This window comes from Spirosoma montaniterrae (genome assembly GCF_001988955.1).
Taxonomy (GTDB): Bacteria; Bacteroidota; Bacteroidia; order Cytophagales; family Spirosomataceae; genus Spirosoma; species Spirosoma montaniterrae.
Genome location: NZ_CP014263.1, coordinates 1,773,219 through 1,796,656, shown reverse-complemented (window position 1 = coordinate 1,796,656; position 23,438 = coordinate 1,773,219). Strand labels below are relative to the sequence as shown.

The following is a 23,438-nucleotide window of genomic DNA, read 5'->3' as shown; positions in this document are numbered from 1 at the left end:
ATTAGAACGAATAACTGATTCCTCCGAGAAAGTTAAGGCCCTGCACCTGATAATACAAATACCGCTGGTAATTCTGCCCGAAGATATTATTTAACGAGACAAAGGCCGATACCTGCCTGCCTAAGAAATAGTCAATCTTGACGTTGGCGTCGTAGATGGGTTTCAGCGTGTAGGTCAGGCCCGATACGAAGTTGCGGTTTTTGATGCCCTCGTAAAAGTACAAATCTGCCGTGATGAATAATTTCTTGTTCAGCACATACGAGTTCGTCCACGTACCGGCCACGCGCGGACGGCCCCAGGCTTCGGTCAGCCGGTCGAGGCCGTAACTGAAAAAGTCGGCTTTGAGCGTCGAGCGGAATTTGTCTTTCTGCGCGTAGGCCAACTGCCCCGAAATGGTCAGCACCTGCGACACGCCCCCGTCGTAGAGCACAAAGAATTTCGAGGTGTCGGGTACGGCGTTGTTGAAGGTCGAGAAGTTACGGTAGCGGGCATACGATACTTTGCCTTCGTAGGAAAAACCGCCCCCAATGTCGCCCTTCGAGCCACCGTACAGATCGAGCGACTTAACGGTGTTCGCTAAAACCACCTGCGGGGCAAGCCACCTGTTTTCAGTGAGTAAGGAGCGCAGCGTATTTCGGTTAATGTCGCCATCGACACCCGCAAAAAAATGTATGTTGCCGATGGGCGTCACGTCAATATCGACCACCGGAAAGGCCCGCGTGCTGTTGATGCCTGCCCGCCGGTCGGTTTCGTTCACGGCATTGATGCCCACCGTCACGGTCAGCAGGTTCGAGTTATACTTGAAGGTCGGCTTCACCCGAAACAGGTTCCGGTTATCGACAATCGACCCGTCGGAACGCTGCGTCACGTAGGCATCGGCGGCCACCAGCGCAACAATTTTATCGGTAATGCCAAGCGAACCGTTGAAGTTGGTGCCCCAGTCGGTTTCCGAGGCATTATACAAATCGCGCAGCGAGGTGATGCCCGTTTTCAGCGAGTAGTCAATCGCGCTTTCTGCGTTCGCATTTTCGATACCGACCTTAAAGTTGACCGTATTCAGCCGCTGCCGGATCAGTTCGCGGCTGAAGTCGGGTTGCTCGGCAAAAGCGCGGCTGTAGCCATAAAAGTTGTATGCGTTGCGGTCGAAACCTAAATCGCCCTGAAACTTGAAAGCGTCGGTCAGGTATTTGCCCGTGAGCCGCAGCCGCGTATCGGCCTGCGACGAATTGCGGCCATCGACCGGCCCCACGCCCGACGACAGGTGCCGCAGCGACCCTTCTACCGCCAGATTCGACAGCGTATTGATGCCCACGAATCCTTCGCCATAAAACGAGTTGTAGTTGCCCGCGCCGAGTTTTACGTAATTGTCGTAGCGGGGTGTTTCGTCGGGGGCGGTGGTAGTAGGGGGCAATACGCCGGGCGTAATGCGCGGGTCGCCCACGGTGAGTTTACGGTCTTCAAACTCATAGGTCAGCTTACGCTGCTCTGCCGAGGGTTTTACCGACGGAATCTTGTTGAACAGCCGATTGGCCGGGGGTAGCTCAATTTTCCGGCTTTTCTCGACCGTAATTTCCTGATTGTCAACCTCACCCTCTCTCACAGGCCGTGTCGGCCTTGGTTGCTGCGCCAGTGCCGGAACGACGAGAAGGAGAAGGGGGATAGTACGTGATGTCATGGATTTACTTTTTGAGGCAGTTTTTTTTGGGACACAGAGATACACCAAGACGCACGGAGATACACAGAGGATTTAGCTAAAATTTTCTCTGTGTATCTCTGTGCTCCTTTGTGCATCTCTGTGTCCCAAAAATCTAATTCAGTTTTGCCAGTTTTTGCTTTGCTTCCGTGACGATGGTTTCGTCGGATGAGTTGTCGATGATGGATTGGAGCACCGCTTTGGCCTGCGCCATCTCATCTAAGGCCACGTTGTTGTCGGCGATGAGCAGGAACGCCCGGCCTTTCCAGTACTCGAAATCGGCAAACTGCTCGTTGAATTTCAACAGCGTCTGCACCGATTCTTTATATTTTTTCTGCCGGTAGAGTATCTCGCCGAGGTAATATTGTGCTTCGGCTCCGTTCACGTCTTTTGCCAGCGCAATCGTTTTGTCGAACTCCGTCTGGGCTGTTTTGTAATCGGCTTTCTGGAAGGCAACCTTGCCGAGCATCAACTGCGCCCGGTTCTGCGCCCCCGGCACCACGCCCCCGCCCGCTACCAATTCGCGGGCAATCACTGCCGCCGAATCGAGTTTGGGCATCACGAAATAGGTGTCCATCAGGCCAAGCTGAGCCGTTACCTGCGCGGCTTTGTCGTTGGCGCGGCCAATCACCAACTGGTAATTTCGCACGGCGCGGGGGTAATTTTTCTGTTTGGCTTCGAGGTCAGCCGCACGGGTAGCCGCCCGCAGCACATAGTCCGACGTCCCGCTGACCTGGTAATAATAGCGCAGGGCATTGGCCGGGTCGTTGGTTTGCCGGTACGATTCGGCAATGTAGAACCGGGCTTCGTTTAGATTCGGGCTGTTCGGGTATTCCTGCACATACGCCAGCAGCGACTGAATGGCCTGGGCGTATTTTTCGTTGAAATAAATATTCTTGGCGTTCTCGAACTGCACCTTTTCCACCTCCGTGCTGCCGGGATTGCCGCGTTTGTACTGACCCAGCACCTGCGAAAACTCTTCGGGCCGACCAGCATCGTTGAGCGTGTTCTGAATGCCGAGCAGCGCACTCTGCGCCTGATCGGAGTTGCCGTAATTGTCTAAGATGCTTTTGTAATCGGCAATGGCGGGGTCATACTGTTGCAGGTTGCCGTAGGCGATGGCCCGTTTCAGCAGTGCAGCCGGAACCAGCGAACTGGCTGGCTTGGTTTGAATAAACCGCGAAAAGCCCTGAATAGCAGCCTGGTAGTTGCCTTTCTCGAAGTCGACGTTGGCGGTCTGGAACAGGCTCTGATCCACAAACCGCGAGTTCGGAAACTGCCGCTGCACCTGCTCGAACTGGGCTTTGGCTTCGGCGTCGCGGCCCGTGTAGCTCAGAATCACGGCCTTCTGGTAGGCCGCATAATCTTTGTCGGGCGCGTTGCGGGCAATGGCCTGATCGTAGTAGCGCAGGGCGTCGTTGTACTGCTTGCCTGCAAAATAGCTGTCGGCCAGCCGAACCGTTGCATCCGAAAGTTGGGCCGTGAGATCCGACTCACCCGCCGATGCTCCCCGGCTGATGAAATCGCGGAAGTAGGGGAGGGCGCGGGTGTAGTCTTTCTTGTTGTAATACGCATAGCCGATACCGTACTGGCTTTTGGCCGCATACTCGCCGGAGCCTTTGGCAATGCTGGCATAGAGCGGAATGGCCGTATCGTATTGTTTACCAGCCGAATACGCTTCTGCCTTCCAGAACTGCGCAGCCTGCTGCAACTCACTATCGACCGGGTACCTGAGCGACTTGTCGAGGTTGGCAACGGCCTGCGGGTAGCGTTCGGCGTTGAAATCGTTGACGCCCTGGTTATACGTCAGCCGCTGGTAGGTGGCATTTATTTTGGGCGTCCGGCGTTTCAGCCCTTCGATGTAGGCGATGGCTGCTGGGTAATTGTTCGAGACGAAATAGGCTTCGCCGACCAGTTCGTTGGCTTCGTTCTCAAAGCGACTGTCGGGGTATTGTTTCAGGAACGCGGTCAGTTCTTTCACCGCGTCGGCTCCGTTGTTCTGATCGAGTTGCAGTTTGGCGTGGTTGAACCGGGCTTCTTCCTGAATCTCGCGGTTGAACGACAGCCGCCCGGCCTGATCGAAGGCGTTGAGGGCGTAGGCCGGATTCTGGGTCTGCAAATAGCTGACACCGAGCGTATAAGCGGCATACTGGGCCGTGGTGTCTTTGCCTCCCGCCAGCGGTTTCAACTGCGTAATGGCGTCATTGTAGGCCCCCGTGCGAAACAGCGACTGCCCGTAGCGGAACTTCACGGCTCCGGGAGCTTTCGCGCCCGCCGAACCGATATACTGCCGGTAGTACGGAATGGCTTTGGCAAACTGGTTTTGCTGGTAATAGACCTCCGCCGTAAACAGCGCGACCTCGCTTAGCCCCGGGCCGTTGTTCCGGCGCAGCAGCGGCTCCGAATACGTCAGCAGTTCATCGAACCGGCGTTGGCGATACAGGGCCTGGGCAATCCAGTTCGGCACCTGATTCTGGTAGGTCGGGTTGTTCTCGACGCGCCGGAAGTCGGTCACCGCTTCGTCGTAGTTGCGGTTCCTGAAATTAATGGTTCCGGCATAGTACGACGCTGCCGCAGCATCGGGCGAATCGGGGTTTAGTTTCACCTCGTTCAGCAGGGGCAGGGCACGCTGCAAATCCTGGGTGTTGTAGTAGGAGAGGGCCAACTGGTATTTGTAGGCCGTTTGGCGGGCGTTGCTGCCGCCCTGCTCTACGGCTTTTTCCAGAAACGTAATCGCCTTTGCATAATCCTGCCGGTTGTAATAATACGAACCCAAATCGCCGTACAACTGCGCGGCCTTCGGGTGCTGGCTGTGGTTGTTCACGAACCGATCCACGAGCAGTTCGGCCCCCGGCTCATCGATGTACAAACTCGACAGGGCAATGTAATACTCAGCCTCCACCGCGTTCTGGTCGTTGGTGTTGAGCAGCGTATGGGCACCGTCGCCCCGGCGGGGTTCGAGGTACTGCCGAAACTCGTAGCGGGCAGCCGCGTAGTTGTTGCGCTCGAACAGTTCAAGCCCGTTGCGGTAGTGGTAATCGGGTTCCTGATAACTCTGGGTACGCTGGGCCAGTGCCGGAATTATCCCGACTAATAACAGATAGAAAGCGGTTAAACGGAAATGGGGCATATGGGGTGTAAAGTTATTACACAGAGATACACGGAGAAAAAAGAGATACACAGAGACCTTCCGAAATAAGTTCTACGTCTCGCAGAGACCTCTGTGTATCTCTTTTTTCTCTCTGTGCATCTCTGTGTAACCATTATTTCGCAGTAACTTCGCCGATTAATTGGCAAATTTCACGTCAAATCTGGACAAAAAACGAAGGCTTTTCGGTTTCCGTATGAAAAAAAACGCCCGGCACGTGTATTTACTTACCCTCTGGACTCTTTTTGCTGCCTTTACTGGCTACTCAACCCCCCGCGAACGCACCGATGAACCCACCCCGCCCCCCGCGCCAACCATAACCTACGTGGTGTCGATGCCGGAGCCGCAGACCCACTATTTCGAGGTCGAAATGCAGGTGAAAAACGCAGCGTCGGCCACCAATGCCCGCAAAACCAATTACATCGACATTAAAATGCCGGTCTGGACACCCGGCTCGTATTTAATTCGCGAATATGCCAAAAACGTGGAAGCCTTCACGGCAACGGCCAACGGCAGCCCGGTACGGTCCGAAAAAATCCGCAAAAATGCCTGGCGCGTCTACTCCGCCGATAACGACCTGACGATTCGCTACCGGGTGTATGCCAATGAGTTAACGGTGCGTACCAGCTTCATCGACGCCGACCACGGCTACATCACCCCGGCCAGCGTGTTTATGTACGTCGATGCGCTGAAACCGCTGCCGCACCGGGTCATCATTCAACCCTATAAAGAATGGAAAAAGGTGGCTACCGGCCTGAAAGTCGTTGATGGGCAGGCGTATACCTATGAAGCGCAGGATTACGATATTCTGGTCGATTCGCCGATTGAGATTGGCAACCACAACTCGTTTACGTTCACGGCGTCGGGGATTCCGCACACGGTGGCGATGTTCGGCGAGGTGCTGTACGATGAAAAACGCTTAGCCGCCGATTACAAGCGCGTCTGCGAAACGGCGGCAACGGTCGTTGGCGAACACCCCTGCACCGACTACACGTTTATCGTGCATCACATTCCGCAGGGCGGGGGCGGGCTGGAACACCTCAACTCGACCGTGCTCGAAACCTACCGCAATGCCTACGCTACCGAAGCGAGCTACAAAGGGTTTCTGACGCTCGTGGCCCACGAATATTTCCACCTCTGGAACGTGAAGCGCATCCGGCCCGTTGCGCTCGGGCCGTTCGACTACGAGAACGAAAACTACACCACCATGCTCTGGCTGGCGGAGGGTTGCACGTCGTTCTACGAAGACTACATCCTGCGCCGGGCCGGTTTCCATACGCCCGAAGCCTACCTCGGCATCGTTGCCAACGACATCACGCAGATTGAAAATCAGCCCGGCACCCGCGTACAGACCGTTTCGGAATCGAGCTTCGACGCCTGGATTAAAGGCTACCGCCCGAACGAAAATTCGGCCAACACCACCATTTCGTACTACAGCAAAGGCTCGGTGTTGGGCACCATCCTGAACCTCGCGATTCTGGCAGGCAGCAACGGCGAACGCAGCATGGACGACCTGATGCGGCTGCTCTATACCGAATACTACAAAAAGCAGAAGCGCGGTTTCACCGACGCCGAATTCCGGCAGGCCGCCGAGCAGGTAGCGGGCCGCAAACTCGACGATTTCTTTACCATTGCCGTCAACAGCACCAACCCGATTGACTACAACGCCTATTTCGCGCCCGTGGGGCTGCAATTGGTGAACGTAGCCGGAAAATCGGCAGACGGTTTCTTAGGCGCAGGCACAACCGTGCAGAACGGCAAAGCCGTGATTTCGAGCGTCCGGCGCGGGTCGGCGGCTTACGCCGATGGGCTGAACGTGGGCGATGAGGTAATCTCGGTCGATGGCGTGCGCGTGGGCGACGACCTGCTGCGGTTCATTGGCGGTCGTCGCGTGGGCGAGAAGCTGACGGTATTGGTAAACCGGGCCGGTCTGCTGCGCGAAATCCCCGTCACGCTGACCCAAAATCCGCTCCTGAGCTACCGCTTGGAGCCACTCCCCAACCGCACCGACGCGCAGAAAGCGTTGTATAACAAGTGGTTGTATGTGAAGTAGAGGTTTTGAAAGCGCAAGCCCGGTTTGGTTGGGATCGGGCTTGTTTTTTGGTTGTTTGGGGTAGCGTTCTTGGGATATGCGCGTTCGGGCGGGAAATAGAAGCACAAAAACCGAGTTTATTACTAATGTTTAATCGAAACTCAACTGTTGAGTTTCGCACTTCAGCCCGCCTGACGTAACCCCTTTGTTAGATGCAGTTTAACCTTTAATAAGGTAAATCAAAAGGTGAAATATTTGGTGGTTGTAATCTAACTAATTCGTCCGTCAACATTGCATATGTTCCAATCAAAACAGCACTATTTATTGCGTGTTGCTCCATAAGCACAGAAAAAATTTTCTTTAGTGGATTTTCCATTGCACTTTGTCCAATATACGAGTGAGGTTGCAAATCTGAAATTCCTTTTTTGTGTAAGATCCCTGTTCTGTAATTATTCAAATTTTCTAAACTGTCTGAGCTAATAAAGTTAAGCACGAATTCGTAATAAAATAACTCCTTTACTCGTTGCGGAATACCTTTCGTTAAGGCATCTATTTTTGATTTATGAGTTTTTTTTGTTTCTAAGTTCTTAATTCCAAAAGTCAAACCAATTATCACAATTGTCTTCTCAATTGAAGCTTTTAAATACGCGAATATTGTTTCAACCTCGCTTATTGATGAAAGTTCCGCTTTAATTAACAAAGCATTGGACTTGTTCTTTTGAGCAAAATCGATTAAGTATAAAAGCTCGTGAAGGGATAGTGCAATTTTTTGTTGAATAAATTGAAGCTCGTATATGTATGATATCAAATCATCTGCGTTTGGGAAATTTGCTTTTCTAATTTCATTAAATGCAAATGAGGAATGAATATCTACGTAATGGATGATTGAAGTCACAGGTATTTTTACGACCATTGGATGTAATAAAACACACATAAACTCAAATCTTTCTGCAATACTTAGATGTAGTAAATTTGAAGATAATCTTCTGTGGCTTGTCCTAATTAATACAGTAATTGTATCAAGGCTTTCTGATTTTTTTGTGTCATACTCAGTCAATTTATCTAAAGTCCAATGTTGAGAATTGTGCCAAGAATTTATTTTTAAAAGCCCCTCATTATAATCTGCTTCACCGCCATATATTACTTGGTTAAGGATTCCTTTACTTGCCGTTTGAATTAGATTTTCGGATGGTATCCAATTAAGAGTTAAAATGCTTTTAATTTTTTTGCCTAAAGGTTCTTTTCTCCAAATGTCAACAGAATTTATGTAAACAATTGTTGAACCCTTTTGTTTCACGCTTCCCAAAAACAGTCCCATTTCCTGTTCTTGTCGTAAAATGTATTTAATGATGAAGTTTGTCAGCATGTTCAGGTTTTAAGATTTACGGCTAACTCCCAAATATACGCAAGTTTTGCCATACTTTTTGTATTGTTTGTGCATCAACGGCCACTTAATATGTCTTTAAGAAATAGTTGATAACCGCCCCGCACGCCCGTAAGAAATCTGGCATGTTTGGTCAGCGTTGTTCGCCGTGTTCTACCTTAAAACCTGCTGCGGTTCATTGGCGGTCGTCGCGTGGGCGAGAAGCTGACGGTGTTGGTGAACCGGGCCGGTCTGCTGCGCGAGATACCCGTTACGCTGACTCAAATCAGCCCCGTTTTTTGCCAGACCAATGTTGGCTGAATTTGTTATTCTCTCGGCGCGTAATTATCCCAATACTCTCTCGGGGTCAGAATACGTGTGTATTCAAATTCAGTTATCGTGAAGTCAAGCGTATTACCCGTAGTCAAGTAGTCTGCTGCACTGACTGCTGCCAATTCTAAAAACTTGTTGTCGCTTGTGTCGGTCAAAACGTCTATTCTTCTGTCCGTTTGGTAGAATGTTGTTATTTCCCGCAGTCTATTCAGCACTATTTCAGCTTTCGTCCTGAAGTTGGCAAACCTGGAAAATTTGGCTCTGTTCAATACGTCCACATACTCTACAAATACTTCTTCAGAAAGACAAATTTCCACCTTCTGGGTTAGCACTAATTCGTATAAAATCCTGGTCGGAATAGAATTTGAAATCAGTGCAGAAACAATAACGTTCGTATCAAGAATGAGTTTTTACACTTCTTACAGCGTTGATTTCGGCATTTATTTCGTCTATCGTCATATTGGAAAGCCCAACTTGTTCAGCTATTTCGTTGAATTCCAAAAGTGCTTTACGGGCATACTCACGACTTATCGCTTCAACTAAGTCGGTGAACTTTATTTCGCCACTTCCCAGGTTGTACTTTACAAAGTCGGTTTCACTTACTTTTATCTGAACTGTCCGCATTTTTTGTTTCGTTAAGTTTTCAGTTCTCACAATTGACGCTAACTCCCAAATATACGAATATAACGTCCAGCCCGGAACCGAAGCCCAAAGTTAGCCCGTAGGGCTTATACAGCATAGCGTTGGTAGACAGAATGATAGCCCCGGTTTCGGCAAGCGGGTGGTGCGGAGAACCGGCCTGTTTTCTACCGACGCTACGCTGTTAAGCCCCTACCGGGGCAGAGTGGGCTATCCTAAATGGTGTATGTTGGGCTTGCTGACTTACCGCCACAAGCGCGGGTCAACCAGCAACGGGTTTTCTTCCAGAATGTTGATGTGTGCAAAGTCTGGGTGGGCCGGGTGGAGCCATTTATGAACGCCATACGCTATCCGAAAATGCCGTGGTCGATGCGGCCCAGCACCCGGTCAACAACTGTATAGCCCGTAACGGTATCTAAGAGTTGCAGTGGCGTTTGATAATCCAGTTCGCGCAGGGGGGCGCGTAGCCAGTTGAGCACGGTCGTAGCTCGTCCCTCAAAGGTGTCCAATGGTCGGGGGCATCACGCCACCCAATCGATAATCTGCTCGGCTTCGTGCAAACTGTTAGTGGCTGCCTTTATCGTCTTTTCGTTCAAATCCTGATGTTTCAAACCACGCTTTTTGAGGTCTGCTTTTTGGATAACCGTTTTCAGTGCGAAACTTTTTTCGTTCTTCGGTAAAGTCCCACCACGTCTTTTTCGTGTCATTTGTGTTTGCAAAATTCACGATTAATCTAAATTGGTCTTCAACGCAAGGGTCAATCCAATAACCTTTTTTCTGTTCGTATTCGTCTGTGAGTTTAGCCCCGTCTTTTTGTTTTAGTTCGTTGAGTGAATAATAACCTAAAAACACAAGGTCTTCGGCAAACTTTATTCCGACTGACGGAACGGTTTGAAATTCTGCTAACGCATAAATTTCTTTTACCCGTTCAGTTGTAGCGTTTAACAACACTTCCAATTCGTCAGTTGCGAAGTCAGGAATGTTAGCAATTTTGATTTTATTCTTTCTCAAATTTGCTTTTTCAATGTCCGTCAGCGGAAGTTTTATGGTTGTTTTATTTTTCATCTTCGGCAAAAGTCAGCAAATAACCGTTATTATCTTCTATCGAAAATTCTGTCGCACCGTAAAATGTTTTTTCAAGTCCTTTAACCACGTTTACGTTGTCTTTTATCTGGTCAAAAAATTTTCTGATTTCAGTTGTCTGAATGTACAAAAGCAATGAGCCACCGTTTTGTCTTGAAATCACTGGCAGGTCGTTGCCTAAACTGTCAAAAGTCTGAAACATAAACGTTACGTTTCCGCAAGTCATCATTGCCCAAACAATGTCGCCTTGTTCGGGAACTGTCGCAACAACGTTAAAGCCTAATTGTTTGTAAAAGTCAATCGTCTGTTTGATGTCGGTTACAAAAATGTTTGGTGATACTGTTTCCATATTTTTTCTTGTATTGTCTGTTTGCGTGGTGGTCGTCTACGGTTGCCAATGACTCCTAAATATACGAAATTTTTGCCGTATTTTTTGTATTGTTTTATACCCTTGTTAGAGAACAATGTCTTTATAAAGGCTTGGAAAAAATTTATTTTTCTACCGACGCTGCGCCGTGAAGCCCCTACCGGGGTAGCAGTTCCCGATGGCAACGCATTATAAACAGTCGGTTGGGGGCTTTTCTACTTGTATCATCATAACCGAACAAGCGCGTGGCGATTCAAACCCATTACCGGGCCTGCAACCTGTGCGAAGCCATCTGCGGACTGGAAATCACGTACCGTACCGATGCGGGCCGTAACGAAGTCATCAGCATTGCGGGGGATAAAAACGACCCCTTCAGCCGGGGGCACGTCTGCCCCAAGGCCGTGGCCCTGAAAGATATTTACGAAGACCCCAACCGGCTGAAACACCCGCTCAAACGCATCGTAGCCCCCGACGGCACCATCGACTGGCAACCCATTGGCTGGGAGCAGGCACTGGCCGAGGTGGCAGACCGGCTCAAGGAGATTCGGGCGGCTCACGGTCCCAATGCCATTGGCTTCTACGCCGGCAACCCGTCTGTCCATAACTCCGGCACGTTTCTGTCGGCTCCCGGTTTCGTAAAAGCCCTCGGTACGCGTGCTGTGTTCTCGGCGTCGTCGGTCGATCAGTTTCCGCATCATTTTGCCGCGTGGCAGTTGTTCGGGCATCCGCTGCTGCTGCCCATCCCCGACATCGACCATACCGATTACTGGCTCATCATCGGCGGCAACCCCATTGCCTCGAACGGCAGCATCATGACCGCCCCCGATGTTGCCAACCGGCTGCGGGCCATTCAGCAGCGGGGCGGCAGGGTAGTGGTTATCGACCCGCGCCGGACCGAAACCGCCCACCGGGCCAGCGAACACCATTTCATCCGCCCCGGCACCGACGTGTTTCTGCTGCTGGCTATGGTACAGACGCTCTTTGCCGACCAACTCGTCCGGCTGGGCCGACTGGCGGGGGTAATCGATGGGTTAGAGACGCTGCAAACCGCCGTAGCCGGGTTTACGCCCGAAGCCGTAGCTTCGCAGACGGGGCTGGACCCGGTCGTGATTCGGCGGCTGGCGCATGAGCTGGCTCAAACGGGGCGGGCAGTCTGTTATGGTCGGGTAGGGGTGTCGGTGCAGGCATTCGGCGGGCTTTGTCTGTGGCTCATCAACGTCATCAACCTGCTGACGGGCCACCTCGACGAACCGGGTGGGATGCTGTTTACCTCGCCAGCTATCGACATACTGGGCAGGGCGCAGCCGTACACCAAATACGACCGGTTCCGGAGCCGGGTCAGCGGTCGGCCCGAGTTCATGGGCGAACTGCCTGTGGCGTGTTTAGCCGAGGAAATCCTGACCGAACCCGAACGCGACGGCGACACCCGCATCCGGGCGATGGTGACAAGCTGCGGCAATCCGGTTTTGTCGACACCCAACGGCGGGCAGTTGGATCGGGCGTTCGCGCAACTCGATCTGATGGTATCGGTCGATATTTTCATCAACGAAACCACCCGCCACGCGCACTACATTCTGCCCCCCGCCACCGGGCTGGAAACGGCCCATTACGACCTGACTTTCCACGGGCTTGCCATTCGGAACACCACCCGCTACTCCGAGCCGTTGTTCGACAAAGCACCGGACGCCCGATACGACTGGGCAATTTTCGAGGAACTCCGACTGCGATTGGAGACCGACGAGTACGACCCGGCTACGGCCCCGGCACCCACTGACCCGGCCCATAAAATCGACCTCGGCCTGCGCTACGGACCCTATGGACAACCTGCCACGGGCGATGAGCCAACCACCGGCCCAGCCAGACCGGGGCTGTCGCTGCAAACCCTGCTGGCGCATCCGCACGGCATCGACCTCGGCCCGCTGCGTCCGCAACTGCCCATGCGGCTACTGACCGCCAACAAACGCATCGACGTGGCAACGGCCCCCTTCTTAGCCGACCTCGACCGCGCCAGAACCGTACTTCGGCAGACAAGCCAGTCGGAAACCGGCACGTTTCAACTCATCAGCCGCCGACACCTGCGCGATAACAACTCGTGGATGCACAACGTACATCGGTTAGTAAAAGGCCCCAACCGGTGTACGTTGGAACTTAATCCGCAGGATGCGGAGTCATTAGGGATCACCACCGGCGACCGGGTTCGGGTTCGTTCGCGGGTGGGGGTGGTGGAGTTACCGGCAGCGGTCACGGCGGATATGATGCCGGGGGTGGTGTCGATGCCGCACGGCTACGGGCACCACCGCGCCGGAGTTCGGCTGGCCGTAGCGCAGCAGCATGCAGGCGTCAGCATCAACGACCTCACCGACGAAACCGAAGTAGACGAACTTACGGGCAACGCGGCTTTATCAGGAGTAGCCGTAACAGTCGAGCGAGTGGGTTGAGGTGGCGTCAGCAAATCCTTTATCCAGATTCTACGAATGGACAAAACACAATAACTATAACTGTAGTTTTAGTTATTGTGTTCCAGCGAACGACGCGTCGGGCAGGCTGTGCGGTGGTAACGTCAAAAGCTCGCTTTGTAGGTTGCGAACTGGTGTTGGTTCGCCAATTTGTCGGTTTTGATTTCTACCAGTTTCGCCTGATCGCCGGGCAGGAAAAAGTCGGGGAGGAGGGAAGCCAGTTCATCTACGTTATCGCACGCCCGGTAGCTCAGGCTGGCGTCGGCGGCAGTGCGTTGGGCGGTATAGCCGTGGGGGGTTTCAAAATACGTTTCTAATTCCGGCTGTCGGCTGGGGCCGTCGATCATCCTGAAAATATGCCCGCTGTCGTTGTTGAGCAGCACGACCCGCAGATTGGGTGGCACTGGTGCCGACCACAGCGCGTTGCGGTCGTAGAAAAAGGCAACGTCGCCTGTCAGCAGCGTCACTAACCGGTCGGTCTGGAGGGCGGCTCCTACGGCGGTGCTCAAACACCCATCGATGCCGCTGACGCCCCGGTTGGCGTATACGCTGATTTGCTGGCGGGCATCTACCCCGCAGAGGTTGGCATAACGTACCGGCATACTATTAGCCAGATGCAGCACCGAGTTAGCGGGCAGGGCTTCCAGCACCCGCGCCGTAGCCGACCAGTCGGTGAATGGAACATCGGGGCCGAAAACGGTTTGCTGCACCAGCCGCCGTGCCTGCCTGTCGGCGCGCTGCCAGTGTTGCCGAAAGGCGAATCCTTCCGAATCGTCGTCATCGTCGCCCTGCAAAAACCGCTGGTAATCCAGGTCGGCGAACAGTTTTTCCAGAAACAGCCGGGGCGACACCGGAATAAGGGTGGTCAGACTCTGGAACGCATCGGTCAGCCGGTCGGGGTTTTCGGTCAGGTGCCAGTGCTGGCGGGCCGGATACTGCCGCAGAAACGTTTTGAGATTCCGGGTCAGCACCGAATTGCCGAGGGTAATGAGCAGGTTGGGCCGCAGTGCTTCAGCCACGTCTGGCGTCAGTCCGGCCAGCAGGGTATCGGTCTGGGTAATAAACAGGTCGTTGCGGGGCAGGTTGCTGGTAATCTCCCCCACAACCGGCACCCCCAGTTCGTCGCTGATTTGCTGCAACACCGTCAGCAGGGCCGGGTCGGGCGGGTGTTGTCCCACCACAATCAGCGTCCGTTCACTCCGTTCCCACTCGGTCAGCAGCCGGTGCCAGATTTCGGCGGGCAGCGTAGCCTCGGTCCGCAGCCAGTCAATCGTGCGGACGGGTTCGTACCGGAACGCTTCGTCGGCTGCCGGGTAAAACGGTTCGCGCAGGGGCACGTTCACATGAACCGGACCGGCGGGGGTTTGCTGGCTGAAGAGAATGGCTTCATTGATCGAGCGTTCGATAAACCAGCGGGCATCGGCGTGGGTATAGTCGGCGGGGAGGTCGTAACTGCGTTTAACGTGCGCGCCGAACAGCCGGGGCTGGTCGATGGTTTGTCCATCCTGCTGGTACAGCCATTCGTGGGGCCGGTCGGCGGTCAGCAGCAGCAGCGGCACCTGTTGAAAATACGCTTCCACCACCGCCGGAGCTAAGTTATAGACCGCACTGCCGGAGGTACAGATAACGGCCACGGCCCGCCTGCTCTGCTGCGCCATACCGAGGGCCACAAACCCCGCCGACCGCTCATCGGCCATAACCCGCACCCGCAGCCGGGGGTGCCGCGCCACCGCCAGCGTCAGCGGAGCCGAGCGCGAACCCGGCGATACCACCACGTCGGTGATGCCCTGTTGAACGAGCAATTCAGCGATATTGACAATAGGTTGCAGAACGGGCATGTATGTCGGACAGGATTTACAGGATTACCAGGATAAACCGCAACGGCAGCAGGCAAGCGTGGTCAGCGATGGGGTCAACGGCGGGCAAAAATAGTGGATTGGGCCGTAACCATAAATTTTGTGTTATTTTGTTTCAAACGAAGCCAGCCGGCGCGGGTGTCTGCGCGAGGAATCCCCAGACTAAACAAACGATACGGACGGCTCCAGCGTTTACTAAAAAAACCGTGTTGATCCGCTCAATCCGTACTATCCGTGTTCCCGTATGAATCGTATCACGTTTGAGAACGAAAAAGAAATCCGCGTCAAGTCGTTCGTGGGTGCAGTCGTGCTAACCTTAGTGCTGCTGACAGTGCTATTGCTGGTTCGGCTCTCGCAGACCATTCCCAACCCGCCCCCCATTCAGTTTGTGGAGGTAAACTTCGGCACCGACCTGCGGGGCAGCGGGCGAATCCAGACCTATAACAAAGCCTCTGACTCGCCCAATCCCGAAAACGTCAAAGCCGCCGATAAACGCCCGAACCCGGAGCGCAACACCACCCCCCGGCCCGAACGGGCTACCCCGACGCCCGTGCCGAAGGTCGAAAACGTAAAAACGGCTAAAACCGCTACCGAGAAGCCGGTCATTACCAGCAAGACCGAAAGCCCCGTCAGCGAACCCGAACGCCCCGAACCGAAGCGGGTATCGACCACGAAGCCAACCACCCCCGCCGAACGCCCGGCCCCGCCAACGCCCCCCAGGAAGGTGGAAACGGTGAATTCCGACGCGCTGTTCAAAAAGTCGTCGGGTGGGGGTGGCTCCAACGGAACCGTCGGCAAAGCCAGCGGCACGGGTGGCAACAACAACGGCGATGATGCCAGCGGAGTAGGCGACAAAGGAAATCCCAACGGCAAAATCGACGCCAAAGCCCTTTATGGCACCCCCGGCGGAGCCGCCACGGGCGTTGCCTTCGACGTATCGGGCTGGTCGCTTGCCGGTCGCCCCAGCGTAAACGACGACTCCGACGAAACGGGTAAAATCGTTTTTCAGATTAAAGTAGACGCCGGTGGCGACATTGTGAACGTTCGCACCATGCAAACCACTGTCAGCCCCGCCGTGGTGGATGTTTACCGAAAAGCCGTACAGCGGCTGCGGCTGCGGCCCAAAGGCGGAGCAACGCCCCCTACGGCCACCGGCACGATTACGTTTATCATTACCTCGAAGTAAATGCAGTACCAGGAAGCACTCGACTACCTCTACAGTCGGCTCCCCGTTTTTCATCGCATCGGTCCGAAGGCACTCAAACCGGGGTTGGGTAACACCCTCCGGCTGTGCGATGCTTTAGGCAATCCGCAGCATCGGTTTCGTAGCATCCACGTGGCCGGAACAAACGGCAAAGGCAGCACCGCCCACATGCTGGCCGCTATCTACCAATCGGCGGGCTACCGGGTGGGTTTGTACACCTCGCCCCATTTGCAAGCCTTTACCGAGCGCATCCGGCTCAGCGGTCAGCCCATTGCCGAAGCTGAGGTAGCGGCTTTTGTGACGCAGCATCAGTCGCTGATCGAGGCAGTTGAACCGTCTTTTTTTGAAGTGACGGTCGCCATGGCGTTCGACTATTTTGCCCGGCAGGCCGTCGATGTGGCGATTATCGAAGTAGGGCTGGGCGGTCGGCTCGATTCGACCAACGTAATTACCCCGCTGGCATCGGTCATTACTAACATCGGGTTCGACCACATGGACGTACTGGGAGACACCCTGCCGCAAATTGCCCGCGAAAAAGCTGGCATCATCAAGCCCGGTGTTCCGGTTATCATCGGCGAAACCCACCCCGACACCCTGCCCGTATTTACTGACGTAGCCACAGCCGCCAACGCCCCACTCATTCGCAGTGAGCAGCGAATGGGCGTTGCCGACGAAGGGGTTCACAACGGGCGTCGACAGGTGCGGGTCAGCCCGACGGATGCCCCCGAGCAGGTGTACACCCTTGATCTGACCGGCATTTATCAGCTTTCCAACCTGCGTACTGCCTTAACTACCGTTGCTATCCTACAGCCTGCTTTGCCCGTTGAGGCATTGGCTGTTCAGCGGGCTGTTGCCAACGTAGTTGGATTAACGGGATTAAAAGGCCGGTTTCAGACGCTTCGGCATCAGCCGCGCGTTATTGCCGATACCGCCCACAACCAGCCTGGCCTGGCCGCCCTGTTTACAACCGTACAGACCCTCATCTACAACGACCTGCACGTAGTGATTGGCTTTGTAGCGGATAAAGACCGGCATCGGATTTACGAAATACTACCCGTCAACGCCCGGTATTATTGCTGTCAGGCGCATACGCCCCGTTCGCTGGCTGCTTCGGATTTGCAAACCGAACTGCGTGATTTGGGCCTGACAGGGGAGAGCTATACTGATGTAAACAGTGCGTATCAATCCGCGTTGCAGAACGCCCAGCCCGATGATCTAATCCTGATCACCGGGAGTAATTTCATTGTTGCCGAATTAACTGATTTATAACCGTGACCCGTCGTAAACTACACCGCTTTCAGCACAATGCCGAAAGCTCCACTGTATTGGAATTAGGTAAACCACTGTATAAAACCATCAAAGGAAACTGGCGAACCGACTATTTTGGCAATACAAATCCCATCGTCCTTGAATTAGCCTGTGGAAAGGGCGAATACACAGTTGGGCTGGCCCAGGCATTTCCTGAGCAAAACTTTATCGGGGTCGATATAAAAGGAGACCGGATTGCCCGTGGTTCTAAAGCTGCCGAACAATTGGGATTAACGAACGTAGCGTTTTTGCGGACAGATATAAATTACCTGACTGAATTTTTCACGACGGGGGAGGTAGATGAAATATGGATCACCTTTCCTGATCCAATGCCGCGCCCCAGACAGGAGAAGCATCGACTGACACACCCCCGCTTTCTGAGCATATATAAACAACTGCTCAAGCCCGGCGGCACGTTACATTTGAAAACGGACAGTCCTGACCTCTTTGCGTATAGCTTAGAAACTATTCGGGAACACATGGGTGGTAGTTTACAATCAACAACTGACTTGTATAACTCACCCTTGAACGAAATTCACTTCGGTATCAAAACAAAATACGAACAACTGTTCTTCGATAAGGGATTTACAATTAACTATTTACAAAGTAAAACAGGTACGATTTAACAAATCGTACCTGTTTATTTATGTGATTTATATTGTTCAACTACTTTGATTTACATAGATAACAATACTTATGTAAATCACATTGTTTACCTACTTAAATAGCATTGTCATCAAATCAGCGACACGACTTGAGTAGCCATACTCATTATCGTACCAGCCGACAACTTTTGCCAGATTCCCATTTACGGTAGTCAGCTTCGAGTCGAAAATGCAGGAGTGCTGGTTGCCAATGATGTCAATTGATACGATTGGATCAACAGTGTATTCCAGAATCCCTTTCAGAGTAGTTTCCGAAGCCTGTTTCATCGCTTCATTGATTTCGCTGGCAGAAACCTCGCGTTTCAGCACAACGGTCAAATCCGTGAGTGAGCCGTCGGGGGTTGGTACCCGCATAGCGTTTCCGTCGAGTTTGCCTTTCAACTGGGGTAACACCAGCCCCACTGCTTTAGCAGCACCGGTTGAAGTTGGTACAATTGACAGAGCGGCTGCCCGTGCCCGGCGCAGGTCGGAGTGAGGAGCGTCCTGCAAATTCTGATCGGCGGTATAGGCATGGATCGTTGTCATGTACCCTTTTTCGATACCGAAAAGATCGTCCAGTACTTTGGCCATTGGTGCCAGGCAGTTGGTTGTGCAGGATGCATTCGAGACGATGGTTTCTTCGCCCGTCAGCGTGTCATCATTGACGCCAATAACAACGGTAGGAATGTTTCCTTTGGCCGGTGCTGAGATAACTACTTTTTTAGCACCAGCCTGCAAGTGCATACCGGCACCTGCTTCATCAACAAAACGGCCCGTCGATTCCAGAACAACATCGATACTCAGGTCTTTCCAGGGGAGATTTTTGGGATCGCGTTCGGCGTAGGCATTGATACGAACGCCGTTCACGGTCAGGCTTTCATTGTCTGACGTTACTTCGCCGGCAAACCGACCGTGGACAGAATCATACTTCAGTAGATGAGCCAGCGTAGCGTTGTCGGTGAGGTCGTTGATAGCAACAACCTCGATGTTTTCCTTTTCCAGTAGCTTTCTGAACGAAAGACGACCGATACGACCAAAGCCATTGATGGCAACACGAATTTTTTCCATGAATTACAGGATGGTTTAATTTCGGGTCAAATATACGTAATAGTAGTCGGCACCACATAGGATGTATTTTTAGTAAAATGATAGTAAAAAAAGCTAATAGTATTAGTAAATAGTAGACTATCTTAGTATTTTGTGTTAATTTTACTAACTATATTTAGCATTGTTAGTAATTTATACTAAAGGAATTAGTTTTAAGCACCTATTTTACTACAATTACTAAAATAGATTGGCACCAGTAATGGCACTATACAAAAGAAACAAAAACTAAAGAATACACATTAGCTAAATCTATGATCCTTTTCTATGGTATAAAAGCAAGTAGGAGAGATGTGCTATCTTGCACATACTCCAGCCGTATTTACTCGCGAACTATACTGCTGTACTAAATCTTTGCTGGTACCAACCGTATCATAGATTAAGTTAGTCTCAATAGCACTAAATACCTCGAACGAGAGTGAGGCATTATTTCAACCCAGATTCTTCCTCAATTTGCTTAAAATCCCTGGCTAAATAGCACGATACCATAATTGATACTGAGATGTTGTTGGGATAGTTTGACACCTTTCAACCAACCTGATCCTTTAGCCTAAGCTTCTTTCTGTCCTTACTATAGCATGGTATCACTGCCAACTTCGTAGCCCAGCAGATCATACGATACAGTCTACTCAGCCAAGAAATTAAAGCGGCTGCTCAATGCATATATACAAGGGGTGGGGACTGGACAAGTTCCGACCAAGCCGAAAAATCAGTATTTTTGATACGAACGAGATACTATCAAAATGGCCCGAAATTTGCAGTTTATAGTGTAGTGTAGTTCGTATGAACAAGTGAGAGAGCGTTTCTATAAAAAAAGATCGGAATGTATTTCAAGTATAGATGCCATGTAGTATCTTTGAGTAAGCAGAAACACCACCTCTACAATTAATAGGCAGCAAACCGAATATTATTCTGTAAGAAATTATAAGTTGCTATTTTTCAGGTAGTTATATCATATTGTTAAACCTTTACTTCACCATAATGATTGAACAAATTGAGGCCATTTGGCAAGATCGTAGCTTACTTAAAGATGTCCGGTCAACGGAGATTATCCAGGACGTAATAAATCAATTAGATAGCGGCCAACTTCGTGTAGCGTCGCCACCAGCACAAGAAGGAGCGGAGTGGACCGTAAACGAATGGGTGAAAAAAGCGATTCTGCTTTATTTCGTTGGTCGCCAGATGCAGCCCGAGACAGTGGGGATTTTTCACTACAACGACAAGATTCCGTTAAAGTCTGATTTCGTTACGGCTGGCGTTCGGGTTGTGCCACCAGCCGTAGCCCGGATTGGCTCGTTCTTGGCACCGGGGGTTATACTCATGCCATCGTATGTCAACATCGGAGCCTACGTTGACGAACGTACTATGGTAGACACCTGGGCAACCGTTGGGAGTTGCGCTCAGATCGGTAAGGACGTACACCTGAGTGGTGGCGTCGGCATAGGAGGGGTTCTCGAACCGGCTCAGGCAGCACCCGTCATTATCGAAGATGGTGCCTTCATTGGTTCTCGCTGCATTGTAGTAGAAGGTGCCCGAATTGGGAAACGTGCCGTGCTGGGTGCAGGCGTTACCATCACCGGCTCGTCTAAAATCATTGACGTTACTAAAGAAACGCCCGTAGAGTATAAAGGATTTGTTCCTGCTAACTCCGTTGTCATTCCAGGTAGTTACCTAAAAACATTTCCGGCAGGGCAGTATGCTGTTCCCTGCGCTATGATTATAGGGCAACGAAAAGAATCGACCGATTTGAAAACGTCGTTGAATGAAGCCCTGCGCGAGAACAGTGTATCCGTGTAAACAAACGCCGATTTACATAATATTGTGAATCGGCGTTTGTAAACTATGTTTGTTGATTTACTAACGTCATTTACTTTGTTACATTATTTACATTTATCTCATATTTTACATTGATATATCGCAATTCAATTATTCTGTTTAAATTTGTCTTGTTCAACTACCTATTTCCTTATGAACATCAATGACAAGATTAAACAGATCCTTATCGATAAGAATCTGACTCCTTCCTATTTCGCAGATGAAATAGGCGTTCAGCGGTCGAGTATTTCACACATCTTATCCGGGCGCAACCGACCAAGTTTTGACATCATCCAGAAAATTATTCGTCGGTTTCCGGATCTTGGCTATGAATGGATTATGGAAGAGGAGCCAGCGGCATCTGCTTATTCGGGACGCGTGCCGGGTATGAATCGTGTGCCGACGCCAGCAACGGCATATCCGTATCCACATCCACAAGTGCAGTCACCACAACCCGCAGTACAGCCTGCTGTTACACGGGTACAGCGCAGCGAAATCCCACCCGTTATGATGGCGGCTACACCGGCTGATTTTAATCCGGAGACAACCGCACCAGCAGCAATCGCCGAAAAACGAGTTGAGCGGATTCTCGTTTTTTATACCGACGGGTCATTCCGCGAGTACATGCCTGATAAATAATTACGTGATTTAGCGATGATATAGGTAGGTTATCATAGATCATATCAGCGGCAAAAAGCCCTTCTGGGTCGATACAGGGCGGTTTTTACCTAACTATCTGTGAAGCAATACTTTAGTGTTCCACGTGGATAACTTGTGGAAAAGCGTGTGGATTAAAGCGTTTATTTTGTTTTATAATTTATATTATGTTAAGTTGTTTAGTTATGAATAAGGCCGGGCAAAGTTCCGGCCTTATTACTTCCTTACTTATTTGCTCTCTACACAAACAATCTTACGCTCCTCATACTGCTTTAAAATATTCTGAAGATTCGTCAGGTTCTCATTCAGATCGGGTTCATCTTTCACAGCTTTTGCTTTCGTAAAGTAAGGTAGTGCCTGCTGGAACTTGCCGCACACCTGACCGTCGATTTCCTTACCTTTCTTGTTGTACTCATCCATACTCATGCGGTCAACGGCTTTTTTCATCTCAACGGCTTCGTTGTAATAATACACGCCCATGTTGAAATTCGCATCGTAGTTGGTTGGCTCAATCGACAATACTTTTTCGTAATAGCCTTTAGCCGTTGCTTTCTGCTCAGCCTGCTGCTTCCGCAAATCGGCCAGTTTCTTCTCGTTGTCGGCTACGTTTGTGTTTTTAGCCGCTTCTTCTTTCGCCTGTGCTTCTAACGAAGCTACCTCGGTTTTCTGCTCGGCCAGCCGCTTTTGCACGTCGGCCAACTGACGCTTCAAATCAGCATTCTTCGGCTGTTTTTTGATCAGACCACTCAGGCGGGTAATTTCACCAGCGTATGTTTCCTGAACGGCTTTGGCATCGGCCACTTTCTTCGTCAGGTCTGATCCTTTTTTTGTCTCGTCGCTCAGTTTACGGATTTCATCTGTCAGTTTACCGGCACCGTTGTCGTACAACAAACCTAAGTTCAGCAGATTCTGGGTATTGTTCGGGTCTTTCTCTACCAATGCCTTTACGCCGTTGATGGCTTCCTCCATCCGGTTGGTGGCTAAGTAAATGTTGATTTTTTCGTTCGAGAGATCTTTGTTATTCGGCTGTAGCCCCAGTCCTTTATCGAGCGTTGCGAGGGCCTTATCCATCTCGTTGTCGCTGCGGTACAGCATTGCCAGTGAGCCGTAAATCTGCGCATCCCGGCCACCCGCCGTGATGTACTTTTCCAACTGGGTCTTCGCGGTGGCATTGTCCTTTACCTGCTGGGCCGCAATGGCCGTGTAGAGCGGAGCCAGCGTATCTTTCGGGTTTATTTCCCCGGCAATACTCATCGACTTGATGGCATCGGGGTAATTTTTGTTCTGGAACTTAGCTACCCCCTGTTGCATGAACGCGCCATACATGGCTGTTCCTGTCAAAGCTTCCTGGGCTTCCTTAGCCAGCCGACCCGGCCCGCCTTTCTTATCCTTGTCTAATTCGATGACTTTATTGAAGGCTTCCATCGACTTGGTCGCAGCCGCCGAATCGATACGGATGTACTGACCGGCAATACTCTGGTACGTCTTGGCGCGGTCGAGCCAGGTGCTGGCTTTGGCCGATGCTTTGGCATCCTGAATATCCTTATCGCTCTTCTCCTTGTCTTTCTGAACGGCTTCCATGGCAGCTTTGTCCAATGCATTTGCTGCCCCGTCCTGGTTCTGCGCCTGTACTCCTACTGTCAGGAAACACGCCAGCAGACCGAAATAAACTGATCTCATGTGTAAATTGGGGTTGTTGTGTTTTGTTTTCAGGAACGAAAATACAGAATCAATCC

General features: G+C 51.6%; 17 protein-coding genes and 1 pseudogene. 7 read left to right on the top strand and 11 right to left on the bottom strand.

From position 1 onward, the window contains the following. Window position 1: 1 nt before the first annotated feature. Window positions 2-1,675, bottom strand: a complete 1,674-nt coding sequence (locus AWR27_RS07885) for a hypothetical protein (protein WP_077130679.1) — start codon at window positions 1,673-1,675, stop codon at window positions 2-4. 133 nt (window positions 1,676-1,808) lie between these two features. Beyond that, window positions 1,809-4,823, bottom strand: coding sequence for a tetratricopeptide repeat protein (locus tag AWR27_RS07880; RefSeq protein WP_077130678.1), 3,015 nt, complete (start codon window positions 4,821-4,823; stop codon window positions 1,809-1,811). 214 nt (window positions 4,824-5,037) lie between these two features. On the opposite strand from AWR27_RS07880, the gene AWR27_RS07875 reads away from it, so the two are divergent. Then, on the top strand, window positions 5,038-6,894 hold the full coding sequence (locus AWR27_RS07875; RefSeq protein ID WP_077130677.1) for a M61 family metallopeptidase: 1,857 nt from the start codon (window positions 5,038-5,040) through the stop codon (window positions 6,892-6,894). A 205-nt stretch (window positions 6,895-7,099) separates the two neighbouring features. On the opposite strand, the gene AWR27_RS07870 is transcribed toward AWR27_RS07875, so the two are convergent. The 6 genes and pseudogenes from AWR27_RS07870 to AWR27_RS07845 form a co-directional block, all read right to left on the bottom strand. Then, window positions 7,100-8,239: a hypothetical protein gene (locus AWR27_RS07870; protein WP_077130676.1), complete on the bottom strand. Its 1,140-nt coding sequence runs from the start codon at window positions 8,237-8,239 to the stop codon at window positions 7,100-7,102. Window positions 8,240-8,562: 323 nt separating this feature from the next. Next, the gene (locus AWR27_RS26105; protein ID WP_418346637.1) at window positions 8,563-8,928 is read right to left on the bottom strand and encodes a putative toxin-antitoxin system toxin component, PIN family; all 366 of its coding nucleotides are present in this window, start codon (window positions 8,926-8,928) and stop codon (window positions 8,563-8,565) included. Between the two features lie 37 nt (window positions 8,929-8,965). Continuing rightward, window positions 8,966-9,193 carry a hypothetical protein gene (locus tag AWR27_RS07860; RefSeq protein WP_077130674.1) on the bottom strand — a complete coding sequence of 76 codons (228 nt, stop codon included), beginning with the start codon at window positions 9,191-9,193 and terminating at the stop codon, window positions 8,966-8,968. A gap of 362 nt (window positions 9,194-9,555) precedes the next feature. Then, window positions 9,556-9,717: pseudogene (locus tag AWR27_RS07855) on the bottom strand (antitoxin Xre/MbcA/ParS toxin-binding domain-containing protein); the annotation flags it as partial. Window positions 9,718-9,772: 55 nt separating this feature from the next. Next, a complete protein-coding gene (locus tag AWR27_RS07850) occupies window positions 9,773-10,273 on the bottom strand; it encodes a helix-hairpin-helix domain-containing protein (RefSeq protein WP_083732782.1) in 501 nt (166 codons plus the stop codon). Next, window positions 10,263-10,640, bottom strand: a complete 378-nt coding sequence (locus AWR27_RS07845) for a VOC family protein (protein ID WP_077130673.1) — start codon at window positions 10,638-10,640, stop codon at window positions 10,263-10,265. Before AWR27_RS07845 ends, AWR27_RS07850 begins: the two co-directional genes overlap by 11 nt. 263 nt (window positions 10,641-10,903) lie before the next feature. On the opposite strand from AWR27_RS07845, the gene AWR27_RS07840 reads away from it, so the two are divergent. Then, window positions 10,904-13,096 (top strand): molybdopterin-dependent oxidoreductase, encoded by a 2,193-nt coding sequence (locus AWR27_RS07840; protein WP_077130672.1) that lies wholly within the window; start codon window positions 10,904-10,906, stop codon window positions 13,094-13,096. A gap of 122 nt (window positions 13,097-13,218) precedes the next feature. Here the strand turns inward: AWR27_RS07840 and menD are convergent, their stop codons facing one another. Next, window positions 13,219-14,952 carry a 2-succinyl-5-enolpyruvyl-6-hydroxy-3-cyclohexene-1-carboxylic-acid synthase gene (gene menD, locus AWR27_RS07835; protein ID WP_077130671.1) on the bottom strand — a complete coding sequence of 578 codons (1,734 nt, stop codon included), beginning with the start codon at window positions 14,950-14,952 and terminating at the stop codon, window positions 13,219-13,221. A gap of 262 nt (window positions 14,953-15,214) precedes the next feature. On the opposite strand from menD, the gene AWR27_RS07830 reads away from it, so the two are divergent. The 3 genes from AWR27_RS07830 to trmB are packed head-to-tail and all read left to right on the top strand — an operon-like array spanning window position 15,215 to window position 18,108. Further along, entirely contained in the window at window positions 15,215-16,156 is a 942-nt protein-coding gene (locus tag AWR27_RS07830) for an energy transducer TonB (RefSeq protein WP_077130670.1), read from the top strand. Further along, entirely contained in the window at window positions 16,157-17,443 is a 1,287-nt protein-coding gene (locus AWR27_RS07825) for a bifunctional folylpolyglutamate synthase/dihydrofolate synthase (protein ID WP_077130669.1), read from the top strand. Window positions 17,444-17,445: 2 nt separating this feature from the next. Next, window positions 17,446-18,108 (top strand): tRNA (guanosine(46)-N7)-methyltransferase TrmB, encoded by a 663-nt coding sequence (gene trmB / locus AWR27_RS07820; RefSeq protein WP_077130668.1) that lies wholly within the window; start codon window positions 17,446-17,448, stop codon window positions 18,106-18,108. Between the two features lie 90 nt (window positions 18,109-18,198). On the opposite strand, the gene gap is transcribed toward trmB, so the two are convergent. After that, window positions 18,199-19,194: a type I glyceraldehyde-3-phosphate dehydrogenase gene (gene gap, locus AWR27_RS07815; protein WP_077130667.1), complete on the bottom strand. Its 996-nt coding sequence runs from the start codon at window positions 19,192-19,194 to the stop codon at window positions 18,199-18,201. A 1,017-nt stretch (window positions 19,195-20,211) separates the two neighbouring features. On the opposite strand from gap, the gene AWR27_RS07810 reads away from it, so the two are divergent. Both AWR27_RS07810 and AWR27_RS07805 read left to right on the top strand, forming a co-directional pair. Then, the gene (locus tag AWR27_RS07810; RefSeq protein WP_077130666.1) at window positions 20,212-21,027 is read left to right on the top strand and encodes a 2,3,4,5-tetrahydropyridine-2,6-dicarboxylate N-succinyltransferase; all 816 of its coding nucleotides are present in this window, start codon (window positions 20,212-20,214) and stop codon (window positions 21,025-21,027) included. Between the two features lie 171 nt (window positions 21,028-21,198). After that, a complete protein-coding gene (locus AWR27_RS07805) occupies window positions 21,199-21,684 on the top strand; it encodes a helix-turn-helix transcriptional regulator (RefSeq protein WP_077130665.1) in 486 nt (161 codons plus the stop codon). 246 nt (window positions 21,685-21,930) lie between these two features. On the opposite strand, the gene AWR27_RS07800 is transcribed toward AWR27_RS07805, so the two are convergent. Next, window positions 21,931-23,382: a tetratricopeptide repeat protein gene (locus AWR27_RS07800; protein WP_077133866.1), complete on the bottom strand. Its 1,452-nt coding sequence runs from the start codon at window positions 23,380-23,382 to the stop codon at window positions 21,931-21,933. Window positions 23,383-23,438: the final 56 nt, after the last annotated feature.

Coding starts and splice junctions, on each gene's coding strand:
- AWR27_RS07885 (WP_077130679.1), bottom strand. CDS start 1,675: ATGACATCACGTACTATCCCCCTTCTCCTTCTCGTCGTTCCGGCACTG.
- AWR27_RS07880 (WP_077130678.1), bottom strand. CDS start 4,823: ATGCCCCATTTCCGTTTAACCGCTTTCTATCTGTTATTAGTCGGGATA.
- AWR27_RS07875 (WP_077130677.1), top strand. CDS start 5,038: ATGAAAAAAAACGCCCGGCACGTGTATTTACTTACCCTCTGGACTCTT.
- AWR27_RS07870 (WP_077130676.1), bottom strand. CDS start 8,239: ATGCTGACAAACTTCATCATTAAATACATTTTACGACAAGAACAGGAA.
- AWR27_RS07860 (WP_077130674.1), bottom strand. CDS start 9,193: ATGCGGACAGTTCAGATAAAAGTAAGTGAAACCGACTTTGTAAAGTAC.
- AWR27_RS07850 (WP_083732782.1), bottom strand. CDS start 10,273: ATGAAAAATAAAACAACCATAAAACTTCCGCTGACGGACATTGAAAAA.
- AWR27_RS07845 (WP_077130673.1), bottom strand. CDS start 10,640: ATGGAAACAGTATCACCAAACATTTTTGTAACCGACATCAAACAGACG.
- menD (WP_077130671.1), bottom strand. CDS start 14,952: ATGCCCGTTCTGCAACCTATTGTCAATATCGCTGAATTGCTCGTTCAA.
- AWR27_RS07830 (WP_077130670.1), top strand. CDS start 15,215: ATGAATCGTATCACGTTTGAGAACGAAAAAGAAATCCGCGTCAAGTCG.
- AWR27_RS07825 (WP_077130669.1), top strand. CDS start 16,157: ATGCAGTACCAGGAAGCACTCGACTACCTCTACAGTCGGCTCCCCGTT.
- gap (WP_077130667.1), bottom strand. CDS start 19,194: ATGGAAAAAATTCGTGTTGCCATCAATGGCTTTGGTCGTATCGGTCGT.
- AWR27_RS07810 (WP_077130666.1), top strand. CDS start 20,212: ATGATTGAACAAATTGAGGCCATTTGGCAAGATCGTAGCTTACTTAAA.
- AWR27_RS07805 (WP_077130665.1), top strand. CDS start 21,199: ATGAACATCAATGACAAGATTAAACAGATCCTTATCGATAAGAATCTG.
- AWR27_RS07800 (WP_077133866.1), bottom strand. CDS start 23,382: ATGAGATCAGTTTATTTCGGTCTGCTGGCGTGTTTCCTGACAGTAGGA.